This is a genomic window from Polaromonas aquatica, assembly GCF_042659145.1.
In the GTDB taxonomy this organism is placed as follows: Bacteria; Pseudomonadota; Gammaproteobacteria; order Burkholderiales; family Burkholderiaceae_C; genus Polaromonas; species Polaromonas aquatica.
The window spans coordinates 25,481-41,707 of sequence record NZ_JBHSRS010000018.1 but is presented as its reverse complement, the minus strand read 5'-3'; the positions used below and the strand labels follow the sequence as shown (position 1 = coordinate 41,707).

The window sequence follows — 16,227 nt, the reverse complement described above, 5'->3', positions numbered from 1 at the left end:
TCGTACCTAACCCGATGTAGCTGCGAACCTTTGCCAGGTGCAGATACAACAAGCTCATACGCCTGCGATTCGGTCGTCTTGCGAGGTTGTCATTGTGTAGATGCCGGCTCGTACTGGACCGAACTTATGCACTCCTTCGCGCATTGCCGAAATGTAGTCAGCCCAGGGCATTCCAAGTAGTGCCGCGAAGTGCATCAGCAGTTGTCCGTTGCACCCCAGGACATATATCTTCCCGATATCTCCGCGATCAATTGCTTCGCGCTCCTCGTCCGTGAGCTCAAAGGTGTCGAGCAGCTTCGCCCGCTCCTTCCCATCCTGCTGGTAACGGCGTTGCACTTCGACATCGCGATTCAGTGCAAAGAAGAACTTCTGCATCGTGTAGAGGCTCATCGTCAAATTTCCCAATGTGATGTAAGGCATAAATTGATCGCTATCGCGACGGCCTTGGTAATAACTACTCCGACTTTCAGATGGCAATGCGGGGGAATGCGAGCAGCATTACAGGTCCAGCACTAGCCGCGCTGAGCGGGCCCGCGATACGCAGATAATCATTGACCGACCCGCATCGCGCTCCTCCTGAGATAGCGCGTAATCAAGGTGCTCGACTTCTCCCTCGAAAACCGCGGTTTCACAAGTGCGACATAGACCCTCTCTGCACGAAGACGGCACGCTAATCCCATGGGCGTCCAATACATCCAGAATGCTTTTGTCCGGCGGCACATGAAAGGAGCGGCCGCTTTTGCGCAGATCGATATCAAATGCTCCCGCTGAGTCCGCAACGTCGGCGACCGGCATGGGAGCTGCGAAATACTCGAAATGCAGGTTTTCAGCGGGGAGGTGCCCCGCATGGGTTCGGATGGCCTCCATCAAACCGTTTGGGCCACAGCAATAGATATGCTCCCCGTCTTGAACATCGGTCAGCATTTGGCGTACGTTCAGCCCTTCCCTCCCACACTGCGAGTCGAAGTGGAAGCGAACCGATTTCCCATGAGCGCTTAAGGCCTCATAAAACGCTGCGCGTTGCGGGCTACGGACGGCATACACAAGCCTCCAGTGACGTTGGTTTGCAATACACCACTGGATCATTGTCATGATGGGTGTGATACCAATGCCACCGGCAACAAATAGGTAGCTCCTGGCATCAGTTCTCAAGCGGAAATTGTTGCGCGGCGCACTCGTGTTGAGTGTTATTCCGCGTCGCAAGGCCTGATGCACAAAAGTTGACCCACCGCGGCCGTTCGGCGCACGGCCCACACCTACGACGTATCGCTCCCGCTCGCGGCTGTCATTCGTGATCGAATAGTGCCGCACCATGCCATTGGGTAGCGATATCTCGAGATGCGCCCCTGGTTCGAAGGCCGGCAATGGGGCGCCCTGTGGGTCTCGCAACTCCACCAGGAGGACATCACGCGCTTCGGCCTGCACGTCACTCACTTGGAGAACGAGGCTATCGTTCATTTTTGCCATCACGCGACCGCAGCTTCTTTCTGCAATGCGGCGTTCTGTTCCGCTTTCAGAGCCTCGGCGAATGCCCAGCGGAAGTGCGACAGCGGCGCGTCGGCAGCGATTGCAAGCATTTTGAAGTCCGGGTCCGCGTCCAGCAGTTTCTGTTGTCCTTCGATAAAACCCTTGTCCTCATAAAACCCTTCTTCAATGCTGTTCCGCAGCGAGATCGCAATGTTTGGATCCTGGAGATCGAAGTCATGGAGATAGTTCCAGAAGAAGTGGGTACTGCGCCGGGTTTCAGGCGTCATGAACTGGCAGTTGCAGTAGCGACGCGCACCCTCCTGTTTGCCTTCTTTCAAACCACTTCCAGCAGGCGAGAAGGTGGTGTACAGGTAAAACATGCCGGGAATCTTCATGTGCCCGATGTTCTTGCGGTCCACCTTGTCCAGCTTGTTTGGAATGACTTTGCGGTGGTAGGGCGGTGAATCCGAGTCCATGTGCCACCGCTCTACGCGAAATCCATCATCAAGCCGCTCGATCGCTGCTGGCTTGGTTGTGTAGGCATATTCTTCGGAGCCGCCTAGAGTGTTCGTGTGTACGAAGGCAAGGTGTGCAAAGTCACTCAGGTTGTCGACGATCAACATCCAGTTAGCGTCGTAGTGCATGTAGTCTGGGATGCCCCGCCATTTGGGGTCTCGCAGCGCCGGAAAATCCACGATATCCGCCGGGTCAGCAAGCTCAGCGTCTCCCATCCAGATCCAAATAATTCCGTCACGCTCGACCACCGGATAGCTTCGTACCCCCAATTTGGGCGGGATTCTTTCTTGACCTGGAATCTCAATGCACTTGCCTGAGGGTTCGAACTTCATGCCGTGGTACATGCAACGCAGGCAATCGCCCTCGATACGACCCATGTCCAATGGAGCTGCGCGGTGGCAACAGCGATTGTCCAGCGCCACAACACGGCCACTTTCTCCGCGATAAAGGACGACGGGCAACTCGAGGATCGTCCTGGCCATTTTTTTGCCGTCTATGAGGTCGTGCGACCATGCCGCGACGTACCAGCAGTTCATGAGAAAAATTCCATCCTTGTGCGCCATCCTTCATCTCCTAATGTGAGTGGTTTGATTGAATCGAAGGGTGTGAGCGTAAGGGCAGGAATGCGCCGGACATAGAGGGTGCAGATGGACATTCTGTCCAATAGATTGGACAATCAATGCATGACAACAAACTGGGATGACTACGATCTGTTCTGTTATGTGGTCGAGCATGGCAACTTCTCGGCGGCAGCACGCTCACTTGATCGTCCCAAGTCGAGCCTTAGTGCAGCGGTGATCCGCCTTGAAACTGCGCTGCAGGTACGTTTGTTAGAGCGGACTACGCGCAAGCTGAGAATGACCGAGGCTGGCGAAGCACTCTTTCATGGCATGGGACCGTTGTTTGCGTCGCTGCGCGAAGCCCATCGGGCAGCGATCGAACAGCGTCAAGGAGTTAGCGGCACACTACGTATTGCATCGCCCTACGAGTTTGCGGCTGAGCATCTGGCTCAGGTGGTGTGTGCCATGATGGGTAGGTATCGACAGTTGAACATAGAGCTCAACGTGCATCACGCGTCCATCAATCCGCTAGACCAGGGCTATGACATGGCCTTCGCCATGTTGGAGTCCTCGCTGCCAGCTTCGACGATTGTGGTCCGCAGAATAGTTTCATTGGAACGCAAGCTTTATGCTGCACCTGGGCTTTTACAGGCGCATCACTTTCCAAGCACTCCGCGCCAATTGGCGCAAATGCCGATGCTTGTAGGTTTGAACGACACCGAGTGGCGCTTGAGGTCACCAGACGGCAACACGGAAAGAATCCCGCTCCAGTCACCTCGATTGGTCAGCGGCAATGCCGATGTACGATTGCAGGCTGCGATTGCAGGGCTGGGTGTGATGCGTGTGACGAACACGTTCGCGGCCCCCGCGATCAGAGCCGGTCTGCTTCAACCTCTGCTCACGGACTATAGCTGCGATCCGCTCAGGGTTTATGCGCTGCTGCCAGCTAAACGGTTAATGCCGGAGAAAGTTCGCGTCTTCCTTGATATCCTGGAGACGCAAGTACAAGAGAACGTCGCAGGCCGAGCAGCCCCCCCTGGTTGGACCAATCGACGACTCATGGATGCGGCATCTATGGGCAACAAAGAGTGATATTAGTGATGCCCTCTAGCCATACCGTAGTTGATTGCATTTTTTGATACGAAGGGTATGACTTCACTCGAGATGGCACTTGTGAGCCGCCCCTTGCTGATTTAAATAAAACCCGTGCCTCTTGAAAAGGTTTTAAATCACTGCGTGACGGAGCCGCCCTTTTCAACAAGTTTCTCACCTGTGGCCATTATCCCAATGGAGCATCCGCAGGAAAAGATGGGGATCGGCTCGTAACACAAAATCTCGCCAGTGCTACCCGCGCATGCCCCGGCCACGGCTATGTAGGTCCGAATCTCGTACCCGCCCTGGCCTCCGTCGCGCTGGGTTTCTTCGTCGGAATAAGCGCACATCGCATCGCGGTCGTTGCGTGTCCAGCGCGCCAGAAAATCGCGATCCCAAGGTTCGTTTATGCGTCCAGAGTCCGGCGTGCATGGCCAGTGTGAAATGCCGCCGGTACCGACAATCGCAACGCGCGCCGACATGGCATCGGCAGCGCGCCGTATTGCCTCGCCGAGCGCATATGCGCGATGAAGTGGTGCCAGTGGCGGGCCTTGGCAATTTATGTTGATAGGAATAATGGGCAGGTCGTTGTGTGGGGCGAGATGATGCAGCGGAACCATAATCCCGTGATCTAGCTTCCACTCTTCGCAGACGGCGAGGTCCACGGTTTGTATCATGCCTTCGATAAGTTTCATCGAAAGGGAGCTGTTGCCTGGTACGTGGCGGCGTGGAATTCCCAGCCATTGGGGATTTTCTATAGGACCTTCATAACGGTCAGCCATGCCGACCGCAAAAGATGGCATGTTGTTCATGAAGAAATTGGCGAAATGCTCGGCGCCGACTACGACCAAGATGTCTGGCCGAGTCGCCAGCATTGCCTCGCGCATGTCTTGGTAAGCTCTCTCCAGCCTCTCAAGTTGTTCCGGGTCGGCGCTCTCGCGACGCGCTGTAATACCTGGCCCATGGCTGCATACGCCTGCGAAGACTAGGCTCATGCGACCTCCGTCGTGGAGGCGTCAGCACCAGTGAACTCTATCGGCAGTTCGTAAGGGCGCACGCCACGCTCGCGAGCAACCACTTTGCGGACGGAGTTACGTTGCCAAACCAGATGTGCCAGGGCTCGATAACGCGATCTTTCTGGCATTTCGCACCCCAAACGCTCATCGAAACTCCAGAGATAGAACACAAATAGGTAAGCGTCCACGGCACTGAACGCATTGCCCAGCGCATATATGTTCCCGCTCAGGCGTTGTTCAACAGTCTTTAATGCGTGCAGGAGACGCTCTTGACCCCGGACACGCACGGACTCTACTGCCTCAGGACTATCGCCGCCATAACTTTGCGGACGGAAGACTGCGCGGTATGCTGGATGGAGGCTGCTTGAGATGAAGTTCATCCATTCGTGAGCACGCGCTCGTGCCAGAGTGCCGGGCCGCGGCAGCAGCTCGCGTTCTGGAACCAGGTCGGCCAAGTAGGTAAGCAAAGCCTGCGATTCCGTCAGAATCTGCTCGCCGATCGCGAGGGAAGGGACTGTACCACTGGGGTTGAGCAGCAGGTAGTCGGCACCGCGGTGTTCACCAGCCCGGATATTGACGGACCTGGCTGAATAACGCAGACCAGACTCCTCAAGCACGATGTGAGGTGCCAGTGAGCACGCTTTCGGGCTGTAGTAAAGGGTTAATTCAGGAGGGAAGGGGGTTGTGTTCATTGGAATTTGGATTTGCCGAATGTGAGGGCAGTCTATAGAGGAGGCTTGCTCAAGATAAGAGGTCAGCGATAGACAAACTGTCCATTTTTTTGGACAGTGGAGACCATTCGAACCGTCTCCAAGAGTGTTCGTTAGCTGTCTTCCTGGTTTTGCGACATCAGTGCCGAAGTGTTTGTGTCGCTGCGGCCAGAGGTTGGGTCTTGGCTAGTAGTGTGAGGCAGCTTTCGCCAGCGTTTCAACTTCAACGCTGAGCCCCCGCTTTTCGGCGAGATCGCGAGGATGATCTACCGGCTGTTCAAAGGCAAGGCCTGCCCGCCGATTAGAAACCTCGAGGGACCGGAGTCAGTTTGCGGCAGCACATGACTTGTGCATGTTCGTCAGCCGGCACGGGTCAACCACTGACGATCCATAGCGATAGCGCCACCGCATCAAATCGCAATCGGATCCACATCAATCGCCCAGCGCACCAGGCTTTTGAATTCGGCCTGCCTGCGGGTTTCAAACAGCAGCGGCTGCCAGGCCGCCAGGAAACGCTGCAGCGCGGCGCGTGAAGGGCTTTCAACCAGCATCTGCGCGCGTTCTATGTTGGCCACGCGCTGTATGGTCATGGGCACCGCCGGGTAGGGCGTGACCAGGCCCTGGCCGTCAAGCTCGCTGGCCTGTGCGGCGGCTGCAGCGGCATTTAAAAAGCCTTGTGCGACTTCCTGCTCACGCGCCTCTGCGCGTACCAATGCCGAGAAGCCGAAGGGCGACATGGCCGCGGCCTGGCGTTCTGCCAGTTGCTGGTCTGCAAACTTCGGGTAGTCGTGTTGTTTCAGCGCTGCAAACAGCGGGTGTGTGGGGTGAAAGGTTTGCACCCACATCTCGCTGGCCTCGCTGTGCCGGGCATCGCGCCCGGCGCGGCCGGCCGCCTGCATCAGCAGGCTGAACAGGCGCTCGGGTGCGCGGAAGTCGCTGGAAAACAGTGCGCCGTCAGGGTTGATGGCCGCCACCAGCGTGATGTGCCGGAAGTCATGGCCCTTGGCAATCATTTGTGTGCCGACCAGCACGTCGACCTCACCCGAGTGCACGCTGGCCAGTTGTGACTCCAGCGCGCCCTTGAGCCGTGTGGTGTCTGCATCAATGCGCGCAATGCGTACTGCGCTGCCGTCGGGTCGGGTCACGCCGGTCAGCAGCTCCGCCAGGTGTTCTTCAAGCCGCTCGGTGCCGCGGCCTACAGGCGCAATATCGATATTGCCGCAGGCCGGGCAGGCGCGCGGCACACGTTCGGTGAAACCGCAATGGTGGCAGCGCAGGGTGCGGTCAATTTTGTGAAAAACGCGATAGGCGCTGCAATGCGGGCATTCGCTTTTCCAGCCGCAGTCGTGGCAGGCCAGCACCGGTGCATAACCGCGGCGGTTCAAAAAAATAAGCGACTGCTCGCCGCGTGCAATGCGCTGCGCGATGGCGTTGACCAGCGGCGGCGCAATCACGCAATGTTTGGGCTGGTGGTTCATGTCCACCCCTCTGACCTGCGGCAGCCTGCCAATGTGGACGCCGCCTTCAGGCGCAGGCCAATTTTCCGACGGGCCGCCCCTGAGTTCACGAAGTGCGGCGGAGCCAAAATTAGCCCCCTCGGGGGGCAGCGAGGACACGCCAGTGCCGGGCGAGGGGGCCATGCTGGCGCCCACCCGCTCATTCATGGTCAGCCGCTGGTAGCGGCCGGTAATGGTGGCTTGCCAGCTTTCAAGCGAGGGTGTTGCCGAACCGAGCATGACACGACAGGCATTGCCCGAACTTGCCTCTTGCGCCTCCAGCCTGGCGCGGTACACCGCCAGGTCGCGCGCCGAGTAGCGTGCGCCTTCCTGTTGTTTGTAACTCGGGTCGTGTTCTTCATCAACCACGATCAGCCTCAGGTTCGGCATCGAGGCCAGCACCGCCATGCGTGTGCCCAGCACCATGCGTGCGTGGCCCGCATGGGCCGAGAGCCAGCTCTTCAGCCGCTGGGCCGGGGTGAGGCCGCTGTGCAGGGACACCACGCGTTCCTTGCCGAGGTGGGCAAACCGCTCCTGGAAGCGGGCCTGCAACTGCGGCGTCAGGTTGATTTCCGGCACCATGACCAGCACCTGGGCATCCGGGTCCTGCGCCAGCACCCTGGCGGCCGCGTGCAGGTACACCTCGGTTTTGCCGCTGCCGGTGGCACCAAACAGCAATGCAGGCCGGGTATCGGCATCAAATTCGGCCAGGGCCGCCGCCTGCTGAGCGCTGAGCGCTATTGAATTTGTAGTGTCCTGGGCATGGCTGGAGTCAAGTACCGGGCGCTTGAGCCGGCGCGCCAGCTGCACGCCGGTCATTTCCCTGAGCTGGGGCGGCAGTGCGGCCAGTGCGACCTCGCCCAGCGAGCGCTGGTAGTAGCCCGCGGTAAACCCGACCAGCCGCCGCCAGGTGGCGGACAGGGGGGCCAGGCCTTCGAGCGTGCCGCTTATATTGCGCGCCTGCGTTTCAGCCAGGCCGCCGCTGTCGGCCAGATTTTCCCAGACCACACCCAGAACCTCACGTTTGCCCAAAGGGACACGCACCAAAGTGCCGGGGCTGAGTGCTGACTCACTTCGATAGGTCAGTGGGCCGGCCACCGCACTGTGCGCGGGGGTGGCCACCACGACGTTGAGCCAGTGAGTCATGAGATGTAAACAATTGTTGAAGAATCTGTAAAGACACTTACGAAAAGCCTTCTAAGTGCTTGATTTAACGGTGCTTTACAGATTTCCAAGTTTTCTGTGGATAACTTTGTTGATAGCTTATCTGCGTTCACGCGGAAGCCTTGTAAATCAAGGCTTTGCTTAGAATGCCCGGAAAAAAAGCAATTTAAAGAACCTATATAAATCAACAACTTACAAGCGCTATTGCTTTGATAGCGAAGCAAGTCAAAGACTTGGGTTCTTGCCGCACCGCAACACAGATTTTGTGCATAAGTCAAAGCCCCGAAGCCGGATTTTGTGCTAGCCATGGTCTAAAACCGGTGTTTAAGGCCTGTAGATAAGCACATACCCAGCATCCCCTATCCGGTTACAGTACGCATTCTTCGAGAGTGAGTGTGCACTGCGCTGACCAGGATTTCGACGTTTTCCGGCGGTGTGTGCTGGCTGATGCCGTGGCCGAGGTTGAAAATATGGGTAGGACCGGGGTTTTTCGGGTCATTGTGCGGCCGGCCAAAACTGTCCAGCACTTTCACCACTTCCGCCTCGATTTGCGCCGGGTTGGCAAACAACACGTTCGGGTCCAGGTTGCCCTGTAATGCTTTTGCATTCGGTCCGTTTTCCCCAACGCGCGCCCGAGCCTGGCCCAGGTTCACGGTCCAGTCCAGCCCAAGTACCTCGCAGTCGAGCTGGCCCATGGCTTCCAGCCAGAGGCCGCCGCCCTTGGTGAACACCAGGCGCGGGATCACCACGCCGTCGTGCTCACGCTTGAGCTGAGCCAGCACGCGCCGGGTGTAGGCCAGGCTGAATTCATGGAAGGCAGCATCGGCCAGCACGCCACCCCAGCTGTCAAAAATCATCACTGCCTGCGCGCCGGCTTCGATCTGCGTGTTCAGGTAGGCGGCGACCGAGTCGGCGTTGATGGCCAGCATCCTGTGCATCAGGTCCGGGCGCTGGTACAGCATGGTCTTGACCAGTCGGTAGTCGTCGGAGCCCGCGCCTTCGACCATATAGCAGGCCAGCGTCCAGGGGCTGCCCGAAAAGCCGATCAGCGGCACCCGGCCGTTGAGCGCCTTGCGGATGGATGTGACGGCATCAAACACGTAACGCAGCTTGTTCATGTCGGGCACTTCAAGCTTTGCCACAGCAGCCTCGTCGCGTACCGCGTGGGCAAATTTGGGGCCTTCACCCAGCGCGAACGACAGGCCCAGGCCCATGGCGTCGGGAATGGTCAGGATATCGCTGAAAAGGATGGCCGCATCCAGCGGGTAGCGTTCCAGCGGCTGCAGGGTGACTTCTGTGGCGTAGTCGGTGTTGGTGGCCAGGCCCATGAAGCTGCCGGCCTGGGCGCGCGTGGCGCGGTACTCAGGCAAATAGCGGCCGGCCTGGCGCATCAGCCAGACGGGGGTGTGGTCGGTGGCCTGGCGCATGCAGGCGCGCAGAAAGGTGTCGTTTTGGAGGGGAGCAAACATCCCCCAATTGTCTCATTCCCTTTTTACTTCACTGCGATATGTCGTTGCCCCACCTTGCCGTGCTGGGGCACTGCCTGCGGCGGTGCGCCTAATCTCGCTGCGAATTAAAAAGGGAATGCGGTCCTGGCTGCTGGCGGGGGGATTGTTTTGAGTCTGATTTGGTTCAGCGCACGGGCAGGAACTGCAAAAACGTGCCGCCAAGCAGATTTTGTACATAAGTGATCACGGCGCGGCGGTATTTCTCGGTCAACACCACCGAGAGCAGGTCCAGCCGGCCGATCACCTTGCCGAATTCGCGTTCGAAACTCAGGTTGCGCTCGCGCTCGGTGATTTCGTCGGCCAGCAGCAGCGGCTGGCCTGCGGCATTGCGCCTGGTGGACAGCATCCACACCGCGATTTCAATGTTGCGGGCCGCGTTGTAGATGTACTGCGCATCCAGCGCATCGGTCAGGTAAAAAATGGTTTTGTTGCCGTGGGCCGTGACCAGCATGTCGGCGCTGGCGTAAATAAAGGCGGCCACCCGGTCGCCCCTGAAGTCTGGTCCCAGGGCCAGCGACAGCGCTGCAATGTCGCGTTTGCCCTGCAGGTCTGCCCAGGGGCTGCGGCCGTCAATGGCCGCGCGCAATTTCTCAAGGGCAGCCTCGCGGGTGGGGCTGGCCTTGCGCCATTCCGCCGGATTGCGCCGGTAGAGCTTGTCGGCCAGGCGGAGCAGGCTGTCGATGTTGTCACGCATGCCCAGCGTGGCCATGCGGTTCACGTCCGACTGGGCCAGCTCCGACGACGCCATGGGCGCGCCCTGGGCTTCACCGCGGGGCGTGGGCGCGGGTGGCCCGCTGGCGCAGCCGGCCAGCAGCAGTGCTGCAACAAGCCATGCGGGAGCCACGGATTTCAGTGCCATGGCGACGGGCTCAGGCCGGGGCGGCCGCGCTTTCGGGCTCGCGAAGGCCGGCCTGGACGGCGAATGCATCCAGCCCGGACAGCATCAGGTGGCGTGCGGCCTTGCTGGCATGCTGCAGGCGGGCAAAGTCATGCGGCATGCCGGGCGCACCGTAAAACTCACAGCGTGCGCCGGCTTCTTTCAGCCAGTCGTGCAAGGCCGCAGCATCATCATGTGCGCCATCGTGCTCGGCGGCAATGATGACCACCAGGGGCGGGCGCTGTATCGGCTGGTTGCCATGCAGCAGCACGGCGCGCTCATTCCAGATTTCCCAGCGGCCGCCCAACAGGCTGTGCCAGCTGCGCACGGCGTCGTCGCGCGAGAACGTCAGCGAGTTGGCGCAGCGGATATAACTTGCGGTGTTGAAGTCGGGCTTGACCAGCGGTGTCAGCGCCAGCACGGCGTCCACGCTGCCGGGTGCCTGCCTGGCCAGCCGCCAGGCTGCCTGCAGCCCGAGGTGGGCGCCGCTGCCGTCGCCGCCCACCAGCAGTCGTTCGGTGTTGACGCCCAGCTTCTCGCGTGCCTTGCCCAGGGTGATCAGGACTTGTTGTGCCTGCTCGGCGGCCTGCACAAAGCCGTGGGCGACCGGCAGAGGTACATGCACGCTGGCAATCGCCACCTGCAGGTCACTGCTTAGCTGGCGGCACAAGGCGTCGTGGCTGGCCAGACTGCCGGCAACCCAGCCGCCGCCATGGAAATAAGCCATCAATACCGGCCTGGGCACGCCCTCTGGCAGGTACAGGCGTGCGTCCAGCCGTGTTTTTTCACCGGACGCGAGGACATTGAGATGGAAAACCCCGGCATTCACCCGGAGTGGCTCGGGAGGCCCCGGCAGGGCGCTGGAAACCGCTTCATAACGCTGTATGAAAGCCGCCAGGTCATTCGGGTCGCGGGGCAAGGGGTGCAGGGTTTGCAGGCCCTGCAGGAACTGGAGCAGTTCGGCGTCCATCAGCATGGGGTGGGGCAGGCAACAGGCATGCCCTACTTTACCCGTGAAGCCTGCCGGTTTGAAGCCGCCTACAGCAGGTTGCTGGAGAGCAGTACCCTATGGTCGATCTTCAGGCAGTGGTCCTGCACCACCAGCAGGCCAGCGGCCTCGGCCTTTGCTGCGGCTGCTGCATTGCTGATGCCCAGCTGCATCCACACGGCCCTGGCGCCTATGGCAATCGCCTCGTCCACGATGGGCGGAATGTCTTCGCTGTTGCGAAAGCAGTTCACCAGCTCGATTTTTTCGTGCGCTGCTGCATCGGCCAGCGTGGCATAGGCTTTTTCGCCCAGCACTTCGGTTTCATTCGGGTTGACCGGGATGATGCGGTAGCCGTGGCCCTGCATGTAGCGCGCCACATCAAAACTGGCGCGGTGCGGTTTGTGCGACAAGCCGACCACCGCAATCGTGCGGCAGTGCTTGAGGATGTGCGGTATGCGGTCGGCGGGTGCTGGCGGTTTCATGGGGTGTATGGCGTTCTGGTTTTACAGTTTAGCCAGTTCGGCCCTGACATCATCGACCGACAAAATCTCGGACAGCACCACAGGCGCGCGGCCGGGTTTGTAGATCACATACACCGGCACGCCGCTGCGGCCCAGCTGGCTCAAGGCGGCCGTCACGGCCGGGTCGCGGCGCGTCCAGTCGGCGCGCAGCAGGTTTACCTTTTTGGCCGCCATGTCGGCCATCACATCGGCATTGGCGAGCGTGGTCTTTTTGTTGTATTGACAGGTCACGCACCAGGCCGCCGTGAAGTCCACAAACACGCTTTGGCCCTGCGCGTTGAGCTGCTCTACACGGCCGGGCTCCCAGGCCTGCCAGCCATTGACGGCCTGGTTTGAGGTGGGTCCCTCCTGCAGCCTGACCACGTTCGGGCCAAGCGCCCAGAGTGCGCTGGCCAGCAGCAGCACACTCACGCTTGCCAGTGCGGTTCTGGCGCGGCCCTTCAGCGTCAATGCCCAGATCGCCAGCGCCAGCAAGACCAGCAGGGCGAGCAGTGCACCCGCGCCGTCAATGCCGCTTTGTTGGCCCAGCACCCACACCAGCCAGGCCACCGTCGCAAACATCGGGAAAGCCATCAACTGCTTGAAGGTCTGCATCCACGCGCCGGGGCGCGGCAATGCGCGCGCCACGGCCGGTACCGCGCTCGCGGCAAGGTAAGGCAGTGCCATGCCCACGCCCAGCGCAGCAAAGATGGCCAGAGCCTGCACGGCCGGCAGGCCGAGTGCAAACCCAAGTGAGGCGCCCATGAACGGCGCGGTGCAGGGCGATGCAATCGCGGTTGCCAGCACGCCCGACAGGAAAGCATTGATGGTCGGGTTTTTTGACTGCAGGTTGGCGACGCGGCCGGGCAGGAAGTTGCCAAACTCAAACAACCCCGCCAGGTTCAGGCCCATCAGTGTGAAGAGCACCGCCAGTGCCGCCACCACCGCCGGGCTTTGCAGTTGAAAGCCCCAGCCCAGTTGTTCACCCGCAGCGCGCAGGCCCAGCAGCAAGGCGCCGAGAGCCAGGAAGGACAGCACCACACCTGCGGTGTACGCCAGCCCGGTGCTGACTCGCGTGGCCTGGTCCTTGACATGCACAAAACCGACGACCTTGATGGCCAGCACCGGAAACACGCAGGGCATCAGGTTAAGAATCATGCCGCCCAGCAGGGCCGCGAACAGAGCTGCCACAAGGCCCAGGGGTGCGGCATTGTTGGCCTGAATGGGCGCAGCGCCTGCCGAGGCATTGGCCTTGAGGGCAGCCTCAAGCGCCGGCGGCACTATCGCTGCTGCAGCCAACTGTGGCCACTCGCCCTTGACCGGGGCCTCGATGCGGTAAGCCGCGTTGTCCACGGCGACAACCAGCGGCATCATGGCCGGACTTTCGCTGCGCTGGCCCGAGAGCGGCACCTGCGCCGTCCACAGTGCGCCCTGCCAGGCTTGTTGCCATTGCGCTGCGGGCTCGATCACACCGGCGGTCTCCGGGAAAAACGCCAGCGTCTTGCCTTGCAGCGCCGCGGGCAGGCCAGCCAGCGAAACCTTGATGGCTTTGCCGCTGACCTCAACCTGGCTGCTGCCTGCGGGCAGGGATTTGGGCGTGGCCGCAAAAGTGTCCTGGAACAGTTTGCTGCTCATGCCGGTTGAGCTCCTGACCGGGATGCTCAGCGAAAAGTCACCTTCTTGCGGAATGCATTCCTTGCGGCAGACCAGCCAGGCCGCTTTCAGCTTGACGTCGAGCTGCGAGGCGCTGAAGTTCTGGGCGACGGTGAGCGGCACGGGCAGGAGAATGGTGTTTTCGTAGCCGTAGTTGGCCAGTGTGCCTATAGGTATTTTTTTAGGCGTGGGCCAGGCGATCTCGCCTGCCGTGACGCCGGCAGGCAATACCCAGTCCAGCAATGTGGGCAGGCCGGAATCGCCGGAGTTCTTCCAGTAGGTATGCCATTCGGGCTGGTGGTCCAGTTGCAAACCCAGCCACACCTGCTTGCCCGGCCCCACGCCATCAGGTGCCCAGGCCAGCAGTTCGGCGCGCACCTGGTCGGTGGTGACAACCGGGCTGCGCGCACTGCTGCTGCCTGCGCCGGGCGCATTGCCAAGCACGCTATTTGTAATGATTTGGGCATTGGCGCCCATGGAAATTGCGCAACCAGCTATAAAAATCGTAGCAAATAGCCTGGCAAGGAAGGGACGCTTGAAATTCATGATCAGGGTGTGAGCAGGGGGGAGGGCATTAGTTCCTGATGGGGTTTTTGCAAGGTGTAGCCTTATGCATTGGTCCGGTATCCCGGGTATCTATTACAGGCCATCTGGGGACTAACTCCGATAATAAGGTCATGCAGCGCATCGCCACCCCCATCGTTCTGGCCACATTGAACGCCAAATACATTCATGCGTCGCTGGGCCTGCGTTACCTGCTGGCAAACATGGATAAGCATGGCGGCGCGGGCCTGCGTGCCAAAACGCGGTTGCGCGAGTTTGTGATCCAGCAGCGCCCCACACAGATTGTCGAAGAGTTGCTGGCGCTGCAGCCCCAGGTGATTGGCCTGGGCATCTATATATGGAACGTCGTTGAAACCACGCAGGTGGTACGGCTTTTGAAAACGCTGCGGCCTGACATCAAGGTCGTGCTGGGCGGGCCGGAAGTCAGTTTTGAAACCGACAGCCAGGAAATCTGCCGGCTGGCCGACCATGTGGTGACCGGCTGGGGCGATGTGAGTTTTCCCAAACTGTGCCGCGCTCTGCTCGATGGACCCAAACCCCTGATGAAGGTGATTGCCGGTGAACAGCCCGCGCTGGAAGCCCTGGTTCTGCCCTACAACGAATACACGGCGGAAGACCTGGCCAAGCGCCTGCTGTATGTCGAAGCCTCGCGCGGCTGCCCTTTTAAATGCGAGTTCTGCCTGAGTTCGCTCGACAAGACCGCCTGGGCGTTTGAGCTGGACATTTTCATGGCCGAGATGGATGCGCTGTACCAGCGCGGCGCGCGCAACTTCAAGTTTGTCGATCGCACCTTTAACCTGAAGGTCGATTTTTCGGTTCGCATCCTGCAGTTTTTCCTGGATCGAATCAAAACCACGCCGGATATTTTTGTGCACTTTGAGGTCGTGCCCGACAGCCTGCCGGATCGCCTCAAGGTGTTGATTGCGCAGTTCCCGGCCGGCTCGCTGCAATTTGAAGTGGGTATACAGAGTTTTAACCCCGAGGTGCAGCAGCGCATCTCGCGCAAACAGGACAACAACAAGACAGCCGACAACCTGCGCTGGCTGGTCAACGAAAGCCTGGCGCATGTGCATGCCGACCTGATTTTTGGCCTGCCCGGTGAAACGCTGGAGAGTTTTGCGCAGGGCTTTGACCGGCTTTACGAACTGGCACCGCACGAGATCCAGTTCGGCATTTTGAAGCGCCTGCGCGGCACGCCCATCACGCGGCACACGGCGGACTTTGCGATGGCCTATGACCCGCAAACGCCGTACACGATTTTGCAGAATTCGACGATTGATTTTGTCACCATGCAGCGCATCAACCGCTTTGCACGCTATTGGGAAATGGTGGCGAACTCGGGGCGCTTTTCCGCTGCATTAAAGCTGCTGCTGGAGCCGGGTTCTGCTTTCCAGCACTTTCTTGATTTCAGTGACTGGCTTTGGCACAGCACCGGCAAGACGCATGAGTTTGCGCTGGAGAAACTGGTTGATCTTCTGTTTGAGCATCTCACTGCTGTTCGCGGGCTGGGTGAAGGTGATGTACGTGCGGCCTTGCTGGCGGACTACAGGGCCAGCGGGGCTCGTGGTCGGCCGCATTGTCTGGCTGAGTTGTTGAGTGCAGAGCGGATCGCTTCGCCAGCCGCTTCCGGAAAGTTGCGGGCTGAGCGGCAGGGGCGGCATGTGAGTCAGCAGGTGCATAGGGATGAGATTCAGAAGGCTGCGGCGGCTGCCTGAGCCTGGTTTTTTGATGAAGTAGGGCTCTGGCCGTCTGGAAATGCGCGCGGCCAGCTATTGAATTTATAGCGGCCGACCAACCAACCGTTCGGGCTGAGCTTGTCGAAGCCTTCGCTGGTTTGGGTGCTTTGCCCTTCATTACCAGGCCGGGACTCGCCCCGGCGGGCGACTCACTTTCTCTTGCTTCGCCAAGAGAAAGTAAGCAAAGAGAAGGCGACCCGCAGTCTGGGTCCCTTCGCTGACGCTACGGGCAACCTGCGCTGCTCGATTCCGGCGGCGGTCCAAACAACTCGCCTTCGGCTCAAACAAGTTTGGCCCGATCTTCCGCCTCCATCTGCGCTGCTCGGCCCAGCCAGGACGGGGGTTAGTGAAATGAATTCGGATTCGGGGATCCGGCCTGG

The 16,227-nt window shown here is 59.9% G+C and carries 14 protein-coding genes; 2 read left to right on the top strand and 12 right to left on the bottom strand.

What is annotated here, in order from left to right; all coding sequences use genetic code 11:
* Positions 1–54 precede the first annotated feature (54 nt).
* The 3 genes from ACFQND_RS08580 to ACFQND_RS08570 all read right to left on the bottom strand — a co-directional run bounded on the left by ACFQND_RS08580 (position 55) and on the right by ACFQND_RS08570 (position 2,546).
* Positions 55–390, bottom strand: coding sequence for an aromatic ring-opening dioxygenase subunit LigA (locus ACFQND_RS08580; RefSeq protein ID WP_371436784.1), 336 nt, complete (start codon positions 388–390; stop codon positions 55–57).
* A 108-nt stretch (positions 391–498) separates the two neighbouring features.
* Positions 499–1,467 (bottom strand): PDR/VanB family oxidoreductase, encoded by a 969-nt coding sequence (locus ACFQND_RS08575; protein WP_371436785.1) that lies wholly within the window; start codon positions 1,465–1,467, stop codon positions 499–501.
* Positions 1,467–2,546: an aromatic ring-hydroxylating dioxygenase subunit alpha gene (locus tag ACFQND_RS08570; RefSeq protein WP_371436786.1), complete on the bottom strand. Its 1,080-nt coding sequence runs from the start codon at positions 2,544–2,546 to the stop codon at positions 1,467–1,469. The genes ACFQND_RS08575 and ACFQND_RS08570 overlap by 1 nt, the downstream gene beginning before the upstream one ends.
* A gap of 120 nt (positions 2,547–2,666) precedes the next feature.
* Between ACFQND_RS08570 and ACFQND_RS08565 the strand changes: the two genes are divergently transcribed.
* Positions 2,667–3,635, top strand: coding sequence for a LysR family transcriptional regulator (locus tag ACFQND_RS08565; protein WP_371436787.1), 969 nt, complete (start codon positions 2,667–2,669; stop codon positions 3,633–3,635).
* Between the two features lie 137 nt (positions 3,636–3,772).
* Here ACFQND_RS08565 and ACFQND_RS08560 read toward each other — a convergent pair whose 3' ends face one another.
* The 9 genes from ACFQND_RS08560 to ACFQND_RS08520 form a co-directional block, all read right to left on the bottom strand.
* Positions 3,773–4,630, bottom strand: coding sequence for a DODA-type extradiol aromatic ring-opening family dioxygenase (locus tag ACFQND_RS08560; protein WP_371436788.1), 858 nt, complete (start codon positions 4,628–4,630; stop codon positions 3,773–3,775).
* Complete coding sequence (locus ACFQND_RS08555; protein WP_371436789.1) at positions 4,627–5,343, bottom strand: glutathione S-transferase N-terminal domain-containing protein; 717 nt, start codon at positions 5,341–5,343, stop codon at positions 4,627–4,629. Before ACFQND_RS08555 ends, ACFQND_RS08560 begins: the two co-directional genes overlap by 4 nt.
* A gap of 428 nt (positions 5,344–5,771) precedes the next feature.
* Positions 5,772–8,003 (bottom strand): replication restart helicase PriA, encoded by a 2,232-nt coding sequence (priA, locus tag ACFQND_RS08550; RefSeq protein ID WP_371436790.1) that lies wholly within the window; start codon positions 8,001–8,003, stop codon positions 5,772–5,774.
* Positions 8,000–8,329: a hypothetical protein gene (locus ACFQND_RS08545; RefSeq protein WP_371436791.1), complete on the bottom strand. Its 330-nt coding sequence runs from the start codon at positions 8,327–8,329 to the stop codon at positions 8,000–8,002. The genes priA and ACFQND_RS08545 overlap by 4 nt, the downstream gene beginning before the upstream one ends.
* 51 nt (positions 8,330–8,380) lie before the next feature.
* Positions 8,381–9,490: a uroporphyrinogen decarboxylase gene (gene hemE / locus ACFQND_RS08540; protein WP_371436792.1), complete on the bottom strand. Its 1,110-nt coding sequence runs from the start codon at positions 9,488–9,490 to the stop codon at positions 8,381–8,383.
* 163 nt (positions 9,491–9,653) lie between these two features.
* Positions 9,654–10,388, bottom strand: a complete 735-nt coding sequence (locus ACFQND_RS08535; RefSeq protein ID WP_371436793.1) for a hypothetical protein — start codon at positions 10,386–10,388, stop codon at positions 9,654–9,656.
* A 10-nt stretch (positions 10,389–10,398) separates the two neighbouring features.
* The gene (locus tag ACFQND_RS08530; protein WP_371436794.1) at positions 10,399–11,382 is read right to left on the bottom strand and encodes an alpha/beta hydrolase fold domain-containing protein; all 984 of its coding nucleotides are present in this window, start codon (positions 11,380–11,382) and stop codon (positions 10,399–10,401) included.
* A 62-nt stretch (positions 11,383–11,444) separates the two neighbouring features.
* Positions 11,445–11,876 (bottom strand): CoA-binding protein, encoded by a 432-nt coding sequence (locus tag ACFQND_RS08525; RefSeq protein WP_371436795.1) that lies wholly within the window; start codon positions 11,874–11,876, stop codon positions 11,445–11,447.
* A gap of 21 nt (positions 11,877–11,897) precedes the next feature.
* On the bottom strand, positions 11,898–14,093 hold the full coding sequence (locus ACFQND_RS08520; protein ID WP_377413124.1) for a protein-disulfide reductase DsbD family protein: 2,196 nt from the start codon (positions 14,091–14,093) through the stop codon (positions 11,898–11,900).
* A 131-nt stretch (positions 14,094–14,224) separates the two neighbouring features.
* On the opposite strand from ACFQND_RS08520, the gene ACFQND_RS08515 reads away from it, so the two are divergent.
* The gene (locus ACFQND_RS08515; protein ID WP_371436797.1) at positions 14,225–15,826 is read left to right on the top strand and encodes a B12-binding domain-containing radical SAM protein; all 1,602 of its coding nucleotides are present in this window, start codon (positions 14,225–14,227) and stop codon (positions 15,824–15,826) included.
* Positions 15,827–16,227: the final 401 nt, after the last annotated feature.